The sequence below is a fragment of the Mesorhizobium sp. WSM3868 genome (genome assembly GCF_002294785.1).
In the GTDB taxonomy this organism is placed as follows: domain Bacteria; phylum Pseudomonadota; class Alphaproteobacteria; order Rhizobiales; family Rhizobiaceae; genus Mesorhizobium.
Genome location: NZ_NSGB01000014.1, coordinates 101,716 through 114,163, shown reverse-complemented (window position 1 = coordinate 114,163; position 12,448 = coordinate 101,716). Strand labels below are relative to the sequence as shown.

The following is a 12,448-nucleotide window of genomic DNA, read 5'->3' as shown; positions in this document are numbered from 1 at the left end:
ACCAGCGGCTTGCCCATCCACAAGCTTTGGCGCGGCCGCAATCACCGTTCGCGGGCGATCCTGGCTCGCTGCGACGGGAAGGTTGACACCATTCCTCGAGCGGCAGTTAATATCACGTGGGGGCGGTAGCTGCGCATTGGGATCGAATACCCAATCTGGGTAGTGACGCCAGATCGAAAGGCGTCGTCGACATGTTATCGCTCATCATTCCTGCAGTTCGAAAAATATTGCCGTCCAGACCAGCGCGGAGCGTGAGGTGCCGTCGTTCCGCGCGGCGCGCGGACCTGATGCTTCTGCTCCTCTGCGGTGGAGCGACGCTGTCCGGCGTTGCTCACGCAGCCGCCGCCGGGTCCCCGGCAGCGGCACAAGCAGGCACCACGCCGACGGCATTTGAGTTGCAGTTGTTCTATGCCGACCGCACCTGGAACTGGGAGGATGGAGCCGCCTATTTCGCCCAGGACAGGCGCATGCGTGCCTGGACGTCAAAGCCTGGTTCAACGTCCTTCGCCGAAGGCACATGGCATCTCAGCAATGATGGCAAGATGTGCATGGATCTCGTGTGGCGGTCCACGGCCTATACGGCACAGCCCATCCGCACCTGTTTCAGCCATCGCGTCCTGAACGGGACCGTCCAGCAACGGAGGGATCCGGATGGCTGGTGGTACAGCTTCAGGCACGCTTCGGACAATTCGGCCGACGAGCTCAAGAAAATTCAGGCGGGCGATACCAGGAGCGTCGATTTCGAAAAGGCCCGCAAGCTGGTCGATCCCAAGAGTTAGTCGCTGCTGGCGCACGTCCAGAAAGATGCCTAGAGCGGCTGGCCGTTTCACGGAAACGCCGAACCGCTCTATCTCTTTGCTCACGCAATTCCGGACGGAAGCCGCTGCGCACGTCCTGGAATTGCTCTAGCAGTTTCCGCTCAGAATTGTCCCGGCGGATCAAATCTAAGAGGCTCGCTGAGACAAGCCCTCAACCCAGCTCAGCGAGCCCACGCCCCGACACAGTACTCACAGGGACGACTGCCAGCCGTGCAGGCTGGCGTTTTTCCGCGGCGTTCATGCCGCGCGGCGCGCGCTTCGCGCGCGAGACGTCGGTGGACGCTTTGAGAGCCTTCGGCTTCAGGGCCGGCCGCAGCCCGAAGAAGGGCGCTGCCGTCCTGACGATGGTGTCGATATCGGAAAATTCCGCCACGAAGCCCAACTGCTCTTGTGCAAGGCTGGGATCGGCGAACAGCCCGGCCGGGTCGCCGGGCCGGCGCGGTTTGTAGGCGACCGGGACCGGCCGGCCGGTGATGCGGCCGACAGCCTCGAGGACTTCCTTTATCGAGATGCCTCGGCCGGTGCCGAGATTGACGGACAGGCTGTCGCCGCCGGCCTCGAGATGCATCAATGCCATGAGATGCGCGCGCGCGAGGTCGCTGACGTGGATGTAGTCGCGCACGCATGTGCCGTCCGCCGTCTCGTAATCGGCGCCGAAGACCTCGATCGTCTCGATCATGCCGGACGCCGCCATCAGCACCCTCGGAATGAGGTGGGTTTCGGGAGTATGCCATTCGCCAAGCTCGCCTTCGGGATCGGCGCCGCAGGCGTTGAAGTAGCGAAGGATCGCGTATCTCGTTCCATAGGCAGCGGCATAGTCCCTAATGATTTCTTCGCCCATCAGCTTGCTGCGGCCATAGGGGCTGATCGGCTTCTGCGGCGAGGCCTCGCTCACCGGCAATGCTTCCGGCACGCCATAGGTCGCGCAGCTCGAGGAAAAGATCACCTTGTCGATGCCGCTTGCCCGCGCGGCGTCCAGTACGGCGATGGTGCCGCCGACATTGGTCGCATAGTAATCCGCCGGCGCGCTGACCGACTCGCCGACATAGGCAAGGGCGGCGAAATGGATGATCGCCTGTGGTCTGTGAGTCTCGATCGCCCGCCGCAACGCTTCGGGGTCGCGGATGTCGCCAACGACCAGCGGCCCCCAGGCGACAGCTTTGTCGTTGCCGCGGCTCAAATTGTCGTAGACCACCGGCAAGTAGCCCGCCGCCGACAGCAGCTTGCAGGCATGGCTGCCGATGAAGCCGGCGCCACCCGTCACCAGAACGGGGCGGCGGGTCATCATGCCCTTGCCTCCCTGGCCGTTGATGCCTGGACGGCGCGCGGGGCGATGAACCGGCGGCCGCCCAGGACGGCGTCGAAATAGGCAGTGGTGTGGGCGAGGCCTTCGCTCAGCGCAACCTTCGGCTCCCAGCCGAGATGCTGCCTGGCAAACGAGATATCGGGCTTGCGCTGCCTGGGGTCGTCGACCGGCAACGGCCTGTGCACGATGCGTGAGCGTGAATTCGTATAGTCGATGACCAACTCGGCCAATTCCATGACGGTGAATTCGACGGGGTTGCCGAGATTGACCGGGTGCTGGGGGGCCACGCCGGCGTTCATCAGGCGCACGAAGCCTTCGATCAGGTCGTCGACGAAGCAGAAGGAGCGCGTCTGCGCGCCGCTGCCGTAGACGGTGATGTCGTCGCCGCGCAGCGCCTGGACGATGAAGTTCGACACCACGCGGCCGTCGTCGGGCCGCATGCGCGGACCGTAGGTGTTGAAGATGCGCGCGACGCGGACATCGATGCCGTATGTCCGCGAGTAATCGAAGAACAGCGTCTCGGCTGAGCGCTTGCCCTCGTCGTAGCAGGAGCGCGGACCGTGCGTGTTGACATTGCCGAAGTAACCTTCGGGCTGCGGATGCACCAGCGGATCGCCATAGACCTCCGAAGTCGACGCCTGGAAGATCTTGGCGTTGTGTCGCCGCGCGAGCTCCAGAAGGTTGATCGAGCCGAGCACGCTGGTCTTGAAGGTGTGGATCGGATCGGCCTGATAATGCGGCGGAGAAGCCGGGCAGGCGAGATTGTAGATCTCGTCGACAGCAAGGTCCGTCGGCAGTTCCTCGACGATGTCGTGCCTGATGCAGGTGAAAGTCGCGTCACGCGCTATCGCTGACAGGTTGTAGCGCTTGCCCGTGTGGAAATTGTCCAGCGCGATGACTTCATATCCATCGGCAAGCAGCCTTTGGCACAGATGAGAACCCAGAAATCCTGCTCCGCCGGCGACCAGCGCGCGTCCTTGATCGGCACGCCTCCGTCCCGGCTTGGTGTCCAGCTTCAGAACTTTGATGACCCTACCCATGGCGACCTCATACTCGCACCCACCCACGCATCGTCGTTCCGGGCCGGGGCAACAGCGTTGCCCGACCAGGTGAAATCATGGCGATCCCCTCCGCATGCGCGAAGTCGCCAAAAACACGATGTGTTTTGTCTGAGTAAGCGGGGTCGTTGCCGTACGGCTTATGTGCTGCCGCTCAGCGTCCCTTTGCCCCTAAGTCGCGATCCACGAACATGGTTGCCACCACCGCGGACTGCTCGCCCAAATTGCACACCCAACGTATGGAAAGATATACCTGTGCGCGGCATAGTCAACTAATTTAGGGATTCATTAACTTCAGTCTTTTGCGGTTGGTTAACTGTAAGCGTAGGCAGGCGCGCCTTTGAGTCATAGAAGGGGTCGGTTCCGGCCGGTTTTCCCGCGGTAAAGCATCGCGTGCCGCGGCCTACGCAAAGCTTGTCGAGCGTTAGGGGCGGAAGGCTTCAAGGTGAAAGGACAAGGAACGCGTCTGGCGTCGTCTCTCGGGCTCTGGCATTTCTTGCGGCCGGTCTTTCGGGCTAGAAAATTGCGCAAGTATATCTTAGTTCGCCAACAGGTAGATCTGGCGAGCCTGTAGGCCTGTCTGCGAAACGCGCTTTCCGAATTGATCGGGGCTAGGCGGCCGTGGTGACGACGGTTCCGCAGCCGTGCTGTCCGGCACGCCGAGATGGCCTCCCGGCATCGCCACCACTCTGAGGTGCATCAACAAGGAGTAGCGCAGGTTGGACAACTGGACGCCGTGCATTCCCGTTTCTACTCCTCATTGCCCCTCCTTATTCTCCGCCCATCTCCTTCTTGAACTGGGCGAAGTCGACCTGCATGCCGTAGAAGATGGTGCTCCAGTGGCGGGTCAAGGCCGCCAAGGCGACTGCCTCCTGGATCTCCTCGTCGGTGGCGCCGGCGCGTTTGGCGTTCTCGGTGTCCGACCAGACACAATAATTGCAGGGGATTTGCGCCGCGACCGCCAGCGAGATCAGCGACTTCACCTTCGGCGGCAGCGCCGTCTTGTCGCTGAGCTCGATGGCCTTGACCTCTGCTCACGCGCCGGGCAGAGCGGCTTTCGGGAACTGCTTCATGAAGCCGGGCACGCCCCCAACGGTCGACTGGATGTCCTTGATGGCGGCGTCGTAGTCGTCCGCGCCGGCAGGCATGGTCAAGGCCGCGGTGAACGCGATAGCGGCGAGCAGCGAGGCGGAACGAAGGTAGGAATGCGCGCTTGAGATGATGCGAATGACAGGCATGGTGTTCTCCTCTGGTTTTTGTTAGCCTTACGGTGTAAGGTGATCTGGAACATGAACCTTACAGTGTAAGTTGTCAAGCGGCGCCATGGACTCACCGAGCAAGAAAATCCGAACCCGCGGAAAATTGTCCCGCGAGATGATCGAGGACGCGGCCTTTGAGGTGATCGAGCGGGAAGGGCTCTCCGGCTTCTCGATGCGCAAGCTCGCCGCCAGGCTCGGCTGCGAGGCGATGAGCATCTACCATCACTTTCCCTCGCAGGCGCATCTCTACGAGGCGCTGGTCGATCGCCAGATGAGCGGGCTCGTGATCCCCGATGACAGCCTTCCTTGGCGTGAGCGGGCGCGCATCGGTATGCAGGAATTCCGGCGTGTGGCGACGGAGCATCCGGCCTTCGCGCCGTTCATCGTCGTCTATCGCATGAACTCGCCGCCCTGCCTCGCCAAGTTGAACGCCATCATCGGCCTGTTCGAGGATGGCGGCTTCGGACCTGAGCTCAGCGCCCGTCTGTTCCGCGCCGCCGGTTATTATCTGATGGGGGCGATCCTCGACGAGACCGCCGGCTACGCCAAGGGGCCGTCGGCGGTCACCACGGTCAGCGACGAAGAATTGCAGCGCGACTATCCCAGTGTCGTGGCGGCCGCGGCTTATTTTGGCACAAGCGGTTTCGACAAGACTTTCGAGCTTGGCCTGGAGATGTTTCTGGACGAGATGGAGCGGATTCGCGACGCTGCCCGGGACGATGCCGCCAAAAGTGGCGATCGCGCCCGCAAGAAACTCTAACCAGGGCTTTCAATGCGCTTCCTCTCGGTTCTTGTGCTCATCGCCGGCGCTGCCATAGGGGTCTTCTATCCCTGGGCGATGAGCAATTTCTCCGGCCATGCGATCGGCACCTGGCGCGTCTACGAGGGCGGCCGCTTCCGGCCGGCGACCGTACGGCTCGCTGCGCGCGACGCGCCTGTCCGCGTGCTGGTCGACCTCACCGCGCGTGCCGAGCGCGTCGCCTCGCAGCAGCACACGGTGCTGACGCTGACCGCGGCAAGCGGCGGCCGCACGGCGCTCGCCTCGACGCTCTCCTTCAACCACACCGACAATCCACGCCAGGTGAGCCCGCAGCTGCCCGACAAGATCTTTCGCGACGAGGCCGGTGTGATAGAGACGGTCACGCCGGGCGCTTACGTCTTCACTGTCGGTCCGGGCGATGCGGACGGGATCGACATGCGCGCCGTCGACCTGATCTTGCGTGCGGGCACCGGCTCGGTCGACGAACGCGCGCAGCCGGCCGGTTACACGCTGATGGGAGTCGGCTTGGCTGGACTGGTGCTTTCGCTGGTCTTTGGGCGCGGCAACAAGCCGCCGCAGAATCCCAACTCGCAGCCCCCGCCGCCGCGCTGGGGCCGCGGCGGTTCGCAAAGGTGAAGGCGGCATGAATTATCGCCACGCCTACCACGCCGGCAATTTCGCCGATGTCGTCAAGCACGCGGTGCTCAGCCGGCTGGTCGAGTATCTGAAGCAGAAGGACAAGGCCTTTCGCGTTATCGACACTCACGCCGGCATCGGCCGCTACGATCTCGCGTCGGTGGAGGCCGGCAAGACGGGTGAATGGCAGGGCGGCATCGGCCGGATGTCCGAGGCCGCGCTCGAGCCTCGGACGGCCGCGCTGCTTCAGCCCTATCTGGAAGCGGTGCGCTTGGAAAATCCCGACTGCGGTCTCCGCCGCTATCCCGGCTCACCGCTGATCGTGCGCCATCTCCTGCGCAAGCAGGATCGGCTTACGGCGATCGAGTTGCATTCCGAGGACGCTGCGCGGCTCAAAGCCGTCTTCGCCGGCGACATCCAGACCAGGGTGATCGAGCTCGACGGCTGGTTGGCGCTCGGCGCGCATCTGCCGCCGAAGGAAAAGCGCGGGCTCGTGCTTGTCGATCCGCCCTTCGAGGAGGAGGGCGAGTTCCAGCGTCTCGTCGAGAACCTGCGCCGAGCGCACCGGCGCTGGCCGGGGGGCATCTACGCGCTCTGGTATCCGATCAAGGATCGCAAGGCGGTCGCCGCCTTCCGTGCCGCGCTGAAGGAGACAGGCATTCCAAAACTGCTCGACATCGGCTTCGAGATCCGGCCGGCCTCGAGCGGACCGAGCCTCGACGGCAGCGGCCTTGTGGTGGTGAACCCGCCCTTCACGCTGGAGGCCGAATTGCGGGTGATGCTGCCGGCCTTGCATGGAGCGCTTGCCGTCGAACAGCCGTCGCGCTGGACGATCGAATGGCTGGCCGGTGAGTGAGACCGGGACCAGCCGAAGATTGAGCTACGCCAGCGCCGAGGGTGTCACGCCGGTCAGCCGCCGGGTTTCGCGGATCAGATGCGCCTGGTCGGCGTAGCCGGCCTCGATGGCGAGCAGCGCGGTCGAGGCATCGCTATGCCGTCGCTGCAGGCGCCGGAAGCGGTGGAAGCGCAGGATGCGGTCGAGCGTCTTCGGACCATAGCCGAAAGCGTCCTCGAAACGCCGGCGCAGCGTCCGCTCGCTCATGTTGAGGCGGTTGAGCAGACAGGGAACCAGCGGCGTCTCCGGCGACAGGCCTTCATCAATGACTTCGAAGGCCCTGCCCATCAGCGCATCGAGCGCATCGCGCCCCTCTGTATGCGCGCCGATTTTATTCTCCAGCTGCCGCACCATGCCGGCGAGGTCGGGCGCGGCCTTGACGCGATCCGACAGTTCGCGGGCACGCGTACCCCATAAGTCCTGGAGGCTCAGCCGCCCGCCGACGATTTCGCCGGCCGGCACGCCGAGCCACCCGGCGGCCGCGCCCGGCCGGAAGCGGAAGCCGATGATCACCGACCCGGGGGGAAGGCGCTCGATCTGCGGCTCCTTGTCCGGTCCGGCCACGCGGAAGCGACCTTCGATCCATTGCAGATCGATGGTCGCGTCTGGCGTGATGACGATTGGCGGGACGTCCTGCTTCGCCATGCGATGCACCCAGACGGCGGAGAAGGCGCCGGCCAGGCCTCGCGGGGCGGGCCGTTCCCGAAAGAAGCCGGTGGTCTGCGCCAGGACCGCTTCCATATCTTCTCCGATCTGCTTCGGCGTCCTCTGGCGGATCCGCTTCGGCCATTTTGGCCGAAATCTTCAATGCGGGTCGCTTCCGCCGTGGCAAAACGGATGCAGCCTCTTGGCGCGTCCAGCGCCTTCGCTGCGCCGCATCCGGTCGCCATGTGGTGACGAATATAGAAGGGAGTGACAGAAATGAAAGCTCGCATCACCGTCTTCACCCTTGGCGTCGACGATCTGGAGGCGTCGCTCAAATTCTACCGCGACGGCCTGGGCCTGCCGACCGAGGGCATCATCGGCCGCGAGTTCGAGCACGGCGCCGTCGCCTTCTTCGAGCTTGCCGGCGGCTTGAAATTCGCGATCTTCGAGCGCGCGAGCATCGCCCTCGACGCCACCGTGCCGCAGAGCGGCCGCAGTCCGACCGAGTTCACCATCGGCCACAACGTGTCGAGCGAGGCCGAGGTCGACGCTGCGATGGCCGAGGCCGTCAAGGCCGGCGCCCGCGTCGCCAAGCCGGCGCAAAAGACCTTCTGGGGCGGCTATGCCGGCTATTTCCAGGATCCCGACGATCATCTCTGGGAAGTCGTCTACAACCCCGCTTTCATCCCGAAGGATTGACCCGGAAACCTGCAGGAGGTCGACATGTCGATCGATACCGTTCAGGCGATAGGCGCGCTTCTCATCGGCGGCGTGTTCGTCTTCGTCGGCATCGAGCACTTCCTGAAATTCAAGGCTGTGTGCGACTATCTGGCGAGCCGGAAGTTTCCGGCTCCCGCTGTCATGCTGGCAGCCGGCTCAGCGCTCGAGGTCGTCGCCGGCCTGATGCTCGCGCTCGGCCGTGCCGTGCCTTTCGCCGCCGGCGCGCTTGTCCTGTTCACGCTGGCGACGAACGTCGCGCTGCTGCGCTTCTGGGAGTCCGAAGAGCCGGAGCGGCAGGTGCTGCGCAACGCGTTCCTGATCAACCTGGCCGTCGTCGGCGGACTGCTGGTGGCGGGAACCGTCTGACAGCCGGACCGCATCTGGAACGATGATTTGGGAAACCATTGTCTTCACAACCGCTTGACCGCCGTCAAGCGAATCCGCACAGTGCGTGCAACCGACCTTGAGAGGCTGTCATGACTCGCTTCGCCCATTCCGCCCTTGCCGCGCTGATTTCGCTTCTGACGCCGCTTGGCACGTCGCTTGGTTTCACCCAGGCAGCGCAGGCCGCCGACCTTGCCGTTTTAACCGAGGATGACGGCAGCGTCTGCGGCGAGGCCTGGGTGCTGAGCAAGATCACCGATCGCTTCAGCTATCAGGTTCATCATGTGCCGCACCTGCCGGATGTCGCGATCACCGATTTCCATAACATCCGCCTGCATCGTTATCTGCCGTCGACCGAGAGATGGCCGATCGGCCGGCACTATTGCCGCGCCACCGTCAGCCTGTCGGACGGCCGCGACCGCTCGATCTTCTACCTGATCGAGGAAGGCCAGGGCTTCGCCTCGATCGGCGACAATGTCGAGTTCTGCGTCTCCGGCTTCGACCGCTGGATGGTTTATAACGGCCGCTGCCGCGTGCTTCGGTAAGAAGCCGCAGATCCATTCACTGGTCCGCGGCCTTTAGGTCGCAGGCCACTCCGTTCGGCCCGTCGATGGCATCAGTCCCATCGCGAATATTGTGAGCTTGCCGGCCATCGCCGGAAGGCAAATCGGCTAATTGGCTGCCGATTGACAACTGTCGAACTGTCGCCTAAAAAGAGACAGACCTGTCTCATCACACGGCGACATAATGCCCTCATCGCCTTCCGCCAAACGCCAGCATGTCGTCGACACCGCGTATTCGCTGTTCAAGCGCGACGGCTTCCACGCCACCGGCATCGATCGCATTATCGCCGAGGCCGACATCGCCAAGATGACGATGTACCGCCACTTCCCGGCGAAGGACGATCTAATCGTCGCGGTGCTGGAGCACCGCGCGGCGCGTTTCGAACGCCAACTCGACCGGCTGGCCGCGTCGGCGGACACGGCGGAAGCGAAGATCTTCACGATACTGGACTGGCACGAACGCTGGTTTCGCGATCCGGATTTCCACGGCTGCCTGTTCGCGCACGCGCTCGCCGAGTTCGGCGATCCCGATCATCCGGTGTTCAAGGCAGCCAGCCGCCAGAAGAAGGGTTTGCGGGCGCGCCTGCGCGCCATCCTGGAAGAAGAGATGCCGCCGGAGCGGGCCGAGGGCGTCGCCACGGCGCTGCTGATGCTGATCGAGGGCGCGACGCTGATGGCCCAGATGGGGGAGGCTGATGCCGCCATCGCCAATGCGCGCAAGGCGGCTTCCGCCATCCTCGCCGGCGCGCGGGTCCCCCAATGAACGCGACGGTCGTTGGGCTCGCGCTGTCCGCGGCCATTTTGCATGCCAGCTGGAACGCCTTCCTACGGACCGGGGCCGACAGGCTGTGGACGGTCACAGTCATGAGCTTCTCGAGCACTGCCGCTGCTATTGTCCTGGCGCTCTTCCATCCGCTGCCGGCTGCGGCTGCCTGGCCCTATGTCGTGCTGTCGGCCGTCCTTCAGGTCGGCTACAGCGTGTTCCTGGTTGCCGCCTACCGCTATGGCGAGCTCGGGCAGGTTTATCCGATCGTGCGCGGCAGCGTGCCGCTGCTGGTGGCGCTCGGCGGCTTCCTGCTGGCCGGCCAGCGGCTCGCCGCGCCGGAACTCATCGGCGTCGCGCTGGTCGCCGGCGGCATTATGGGTCTGTCTGTCGGGCGGCGCAGGGCCTCAGTGACATCGATCCCCTACGCGTTGGCCACCGGCGTCATCATCGCGGCCTATGCGACGGTCGACGCGATCGGCGTGCGCGTCGCCGGCGACAGCGCCGCCTACACCGCCTGGGTACTGCTGATCTACGGTGCCCTGCTGCCGGCGGCTTTCGTCGGCCTGCGCGGCAGGCTCACTGTCGACCTGCGTGCGCCGGAAACACGCAAGGCCTTGAGCGGCGGTCTATTCGCGCTGCTGGCCTATGGCGCGGTGGTCGCCGCCTTCGCGCAGGGGCCGGCCGGGCCGATCACCGCCATCCGTGAGACCAGTGTCGTCTTCGCGGCCTTCATCGGCCGCTTCTTCCTCGGCGAGCAGTTGACGCCGCGCCGTATCGGAGCCTGTGCCGTCGTCGCGCTGGGCGCGATCTGCCTCGGCTACCGACCCTGACGGCGTCGGTCTCGCGATCGTCACGCTCGCGCGCCCTGGCCGGACAGATAGGCGCAGATCAGCTCGCCGAGTTGCTTCTGCAGCTCCGGCGCATCGAGCATGTTGCGGCGCGCCGCATTGTGGATCACGCCCTCGACGGCTGAGGAGAGCACGCGCGCCACGGTCTCGGTATTCTTCAGGCGCCGGCGGTATTGCGCGACGGCCGCCGCATAGTGCTCGAGATAGCGGGCCTGGAACGAGGCATGCGCGGCGCGCGAGCCGCGGTCGCCCGGCGTCTCGTCGAGCAGCACCTGATGCAGCGTCGGGTGAATGCTGTGCGCGGCGATCATGCCGCGCACCAGTTCGCGCGCGAATTGCCTGAGCGGCTTCTCCTCGGCCGCGGCTTCGCGAATGACGGACAGCACATGGTCGAAGTGGCGGCGTCGGATGGCGTCGACCAGCGCAAGCTTGTCGGGGAAATATTGATAGAGCGACCCGATGCTCACGCCCGCGGTCTCGGCCACCTTGTTGGTGCTGAAGCCCGCCCAGCCGATCTCGCTTAGAACGCGGGCACCTGCTTCGATTATCGCCTCGACGGTGGCGACCGAGCGCGCCTGGCGCGGCTCCTTGCGCATGCGCGGGGCTGGCTTTGCAATGCGAGTAGACATCCCCAACCTGCCTCCCGAGAATATAAGCAGGATACTCACATTTGGCCTGAGAGCAATTCCAGGAAAAGTGCGAAGCGGTTTTCCGTCCGGAATTGCGACCAAGGAAGAACAGCAATTCCAGGAAAAGTGCGAAGCGGTTTTCCGTCCGGAATTGCGACCAACGAAGAACAGCAATTCCAGGATTGTGCGCAACGGTTTTCTCCCCGGAACTTGCGAGGGGCATGCAACGGGCGGAATCCTCACGCCGTCCGCAGCGGAGCCTGAGCGGATCAAGCTCTCCAGCGGCAGATTTTGAATGTGAGCGGTAAGCTCGCTTTTTGCCGCGCAAGCTTTGCCCCTTCGCCGGTTCGGTTCTGCTCCGCCTTGACTTGTAAATCTTTCCGCTGGACAAGATGAGGTGCTTTGTATGGTGTGCGTTGTCCATTATGAGCAATACGCTCACATTCTACGCTCTGCGCGGCATCAAGATGTCTGGATGATCCGGCGATAGAGAGCATCGGGAATTCTCGACGGCGCATTTTCACTTCGAAGGGCAAAGATTCTCTGTCGTTTTTTTCGCCGATGCCCTTGTCAACGCGTCTTGCGTAACCAAAATTCAATAACTGAAATTCATTGTGTTGCTTCGCTGGCTAGATAGCCGCGAGTCAGATATGCATGAGCACGCCGGGTCACTCACGACCTTGGGCAAAACGCAAGGGGCATCGCATGGCAAAGACGACAACCAAGGCGCCGGCGGCGAAAGCGCCGGCAAAGAAAGCGGCACCGAAGGCTGCCGCGAAACCTGCAGCAACGAAGAAGGCAGCGGCACCGAAGGCAGCCGCCAAGGCTCCGGCCAAGGCAGCGGCAAAGCCTGCGGCGAAGGCTGCGGCTAAGCCGGCCGCGAAGGCGGCAGCCAAGCCCGCCGCGAAGGCGGCAGCGAAGCCCGCCGCCAAGAAGCCGGCAGCGAAGGCAGCGGCCAAGCCCGCCGCCAAGGCGCCGATGAAAGCAGCAGCCGCCAAGTCGACGGCAGCCGTGAAGAAGGCAGCGCCTGCCAAGAAGGCGCCGGCCAAGAAGTAATCGCGTAACTTCGCTCGCGAGCCTGAACAGGCGAGGGTGGGTGCCGTCGAGGCGCCCCTCTCGCCAGTTCGGCGTGACAGCGGGCGAAGTGGATGGCAAAGGCCT

The 12,448-nt window shown here is 64.0% G+C and carries 17 protein-coding genes; 10 read left to right on the top strand and 7 right to left on the bottom strand.

The annotated features are described in order from the left end of the window. Positions 1-287 precede the first annotated feature (287 nt). Positions 288-779: a DUF995 domain-containing protein gene (locus CK221_RS21430; RefSeq protein ID WP_245430698.1), complete on the top strand. Its 492-nt coding sequence runs from the start codon at positions 288-290 to the stop codon at positions 777-779. A 190-nt stretch (positions 780-969) separates the two neighbouring features. On the opposite strand, the gene galE is transcribed toward CK221_RS21430, so the two are convergent. The 4 genes from galE to CK221_RS30830 all read right to left on the bottom strand — a co-directional run bounded on the left by galE (position 970) and on the right by CK221_RS30830 (position 4,420). Then, on the bottom strand, positions 970-2,103 hold the full coding sequence (gene galE / locus CK221_RS21425; RefSeq protein ID WP_095779199.1) for a UDP-glucose 4-epimerase GalE: 1,134 nt from the start codon (positions 2,101-2,103) through the stop codon (positions 970-972). Continuing rightward, on the bottom strand, positions 2,103-3,164 hold the full coding sequence (locus CK221_RS21420) for a UDP-glucuronic acid decarboxylase family protein (protein ID WP_095779160.1): 1,062 nt from the start codon (positions 3,162-3,164) through the stop codon (positions 2,103-2,105). Before CK221_RS21420 ends, galE begins: the two co-directional genes overlap by 1 nt. 788 nt (positions 3,165-3,952) lie before the next feature. Then, positions 3,953-4,201 carry a carboxymuconolactone decarboxylase family protein gene (locus CK221_RS30835; RefSeq protein WP_348628444.1) on the bottom strand — a complete coding sequence of 83 codons (249 nt, stop codon included), beginning with the start codon at positions 4,199-4,201 and terminating at the stop codon, positions 3,953-3,955. A 15-nt stretch (positions 4,202-4,216) separates the two neighbouring features. Then, a complete protein-coding gene (locus CK221_RS30830; protein ID WP_245430696.1) occupies positions 4,217-4,420 on the bottom strand; it encodes a hypothetical protein in 204 nt (67 codons plus the stop codon). Between the two features lie 136 nt (positions 4,421-4,556). Here CK221_RS30830 and CK221_RS21410 point away from each other — a divergent pair, with 136 nt between their 5' ends. Genes CK221_RS21410 through CK221_RS21400 form a run of 3 tightly spaced genes read left to right on the top strand, consistent with a single transcriptional unit; the run spans position 4,557 to position 6,693 of the window. Beyond that, entirely contained in the window at positions 4,557-5,201 is a 645-nt protein-coding gene (locus CK221_RS21410) for a TetR/AcrR family transcriptional regulator (protein WP_245430695.1), read from the top strand. Between the two features lie 12 nt (positions 5,202-5,213). Next, complete coding sequence (locus CK221_RS21405; RefSeq protein ID WP_066995755.1) at positions 5,214-5,837, top strand: hypothetical protein; 624 nt, start codon at positions 5,214-5,216, stop codon at positions 5,835-5,837. 7 nt (positions 5,838-5,844) lie between these two features. Continuing rightward, positions 5,845-6,693, top strand: coding sequence for a 23S rRNA (adenine(2030)-N(6))-methyltransferase RlmJ (locus CK221_RS21400; protein ID WP_066995759.1), 849 nt, complete (start codon positions 5,845-5,847; stop codon positions 6,691-6,693). A 24-nt stretch (positions 6,694-6,717) separates the two neighbouring features. Here the strand turns inward: CK221_RS21400 and CK221_RS21395 are convergent, their stop codons facing one another. Then, on the bottom strand, positions 6,718-7,473 hold the full coding sequence (locus CK221_RS21395) for a helix-turn-helix domain-containing protein (RefSeq protein WP_095779159.1): 756 nt from the start codon (positions 7,471-7,473) through the stop codon (positions 6,718-6,720). 180 nt (positions 7,474-7,653) lie between these two features. Between CK221_RS21395 and CK221_RS21390 the strand changes: the two genes are divergently transcribed. From CK221_RS21390 to CK221_RS21370, 5 genes are all read left to right on the top strand, one after another. After that, entirely contained in the window at positions 7,654-8,076 is a 423-nt protein-coding gene (locus tag CK221_RS21390; RefSeq protein WP_095779158.1) for a VOC family protein, read from the top strand. 24 nt (positions 8,077-8,100) lie between these two features. Next, positions 8,101-8,463 carry a DoxX family protein gene (locus CK221_RS21385; RefSeq protein ID WP_095779157.1) on the top strand — a complete coding sequence of 121 codons (363 nt, stop codon included), beginning with the start codon at positions 8,101-8,103 and terminating at the stop codon, positions 8,461-8,463. Positions 8,464-8,573: 110 nt separating this feature from the next. Beyond that, positions 8,574-9,026, top strand: coding sequence for a hypothetical protein (locus CK221_RS21380; protein WP_066995767.1), 453 nt, complete (start codon positions 8,574-8,576; stop codon positions 9,024-9,026). A 202-nt stretch (positions 9,027-9,228) separates the two neighbouring features. After that, the gene (locus CK221_RS21375) at positions 9,229-9,807 is read left to right on the top strand and encodes a TetR/AcrR family transcriptional regulator (protein WP_095779156.1); all 579 of its coding nucleotides are present in this window, start codon (positions 9,229-9,231) and stop codon (positions 9,805-9,807) included. Beyond that, a complete protein-coding gene (locus tag CK221_RS21370; protein ID WP_095779155.1) occupies positions 9,804-10,640 on the top strand; it encodes a DMT family transporter in 837 nt (278 codons plus the stop codon). Before CK221_RS21375 ends, CK221_RS21370 begins: the two co-directional genes overlap by 4 nt. Before the next feature lie 20 nt (positions 10,641-10,660). Here the strand turns inward: CK221_RS21370 and CK221_RS21365 are convergent, their stop codons facing one another. Together CK221_RS21365 and CK221_RS29905 are read right to left on the bottom strand one after the other, a co-directional pair. After that, the gene (locus CK221_RS21365) at positions 10,661-11,254 is read right to left on the bottom strand and encodes a TetR/AcrR family transcriptional regulator (RefSeq protein ID WP_067330364.1); all 594 of its coding nucleotides are present in this window, start codon (positions 11,252-11,254) and stop codon (positions 10,661-10,663) included. A 302-nt stretch (positions 11,255-11,556) separates the two neighbouring features. Further along, the gene (locus CK221_RS29905) at positions 11,557-11,886 is read right to left on the bottom strand and encodes a hypothetical protein (protein WP_141245890.1); all 330 of its coding nucleotides are present in this window, start codon (positions 11,884-11,886) and stop codon (positions 11,557-11,559) included. Between the two features lie 106 nt (positions 11,887-11,992). Between CK221_RS29905 and CK221_RS21360 the strand changes: the two genes are divergently transcribed. Next, a complete protein-coding gene (locus tag CK221_RS21360; protein ID WP_095779154.1) occupies positions 11,993-12,343 on the top strand; it encodes a histone in 351 nt (116 codons plus the stop codon). Positions 12,344-12,448 lie beyond the last annotated feature (105 nt).

Bases quoted from the DNA above. Each gene is read 5' to 3' on its own strand.
- CK221_RS21405 (WP_066995755.1), top strand. From the start codon at position 5,214: ATGCGCTTCCTCTCGGTTCTTGTGCTCATCGCCGGCGCTGCCATAGGG.
- CK221_RS21430 (WP_245430698.1), top strand. From the start codon at position 288: ATGCTTCTGCTCCTCTGCGGTGGAGCGACGCTGTCCGGCGTTGCTCAC.
- CK221_RS21365 (WP_067330364.1), bottom strand. From the start codon at position 11,254: ATGCGCAAGGAGCCGCGCCAGGCGCGCTCGGTCGCCACCGTCGAGGCG.
- CK221_RS21380 (WP_066995767.1), top strand. From the start codon at position 8,574: ATGACTCGCTTCGCCCATTCCGCCCTTGCCGCGCTGATTTCGCTTCTG.
- CK221_RS21400 (WP_066995759.1), top strand. From the start codon at position 5,845: ATGAATTATCGCCACGCCTACCACGCCGGCAATTTCGCCGATGTCGTC.
- CK221_RS21395 (WP_095779159.1), bottom strand. From the start codon at position 7,473: ATGGAAGCGGTCCTGGCGCAGACCACCGGCTTCTTTCGGGAACGGCCC.
- CK221_RS21420 (WP_095779160.1), bottom strand. From the start codon at position 3,164: ATGGGTAGGGTCATCAAAGTTCTGAAGCTGGACACCAAGCCGGGACGG.
- CK221_RS21375 (WP_095779156.1), top strand. From the start codon at position 9,229: ATGCCCTCATCGCCTTCCGCCAAACGCCAGCATGTCGTCGACACCGCG.
- CK221_RS21385 (WP_095779157.1), top strand. From the start codon at position 8,101: ATGTCGATCGATACCGTTCAGGCGATAGGCGCGCTTCTCATCGGCGGC.
- galE (WP_095779199.1), bottom strand. From the start codon at position 2,103: ATGACCCGCCGCCCCGTTCTGGTGACGGGTGGCGCCGGCTTCATCGGC.
- CK221_RS30830 (WP_245430696.1), bottom strand. From the start codon at position 4,420: ATGCCTGTCATTCGCATCATCTCAAGCGCGCATTCCTACCTTCGTTCC.
- CK221_RS21370 (WP_095779155.1), top strand. From the start codon at position 9,804: ATGAACGCGACGGTCGTTGGGCTCGCGCTGTCCGCGGCCATTTTGCAT.
- CK221_RS21390 (WP_095779158.1), top strand. From the start codon at position 7,654: ATGAAAGCTCGCATCACCGTCTTCACCCTTGGCGTCGACGATCTGGAG.
- CK221_RS21410 (WP_245430695.1), top strand. From the start codon at position 4,557: ATGATCGAGGACGCGGCCTTTGAGGTGATCGAGCGGGAAGGGCTCTCC.
- CK221_RS21360 (WP_095779154.1), top strand. From the start codon at position 11,993: ATGGCAAAGACGACAACCAAGGCGCCGGCGGCGAAAGCGCCGGCAAAG.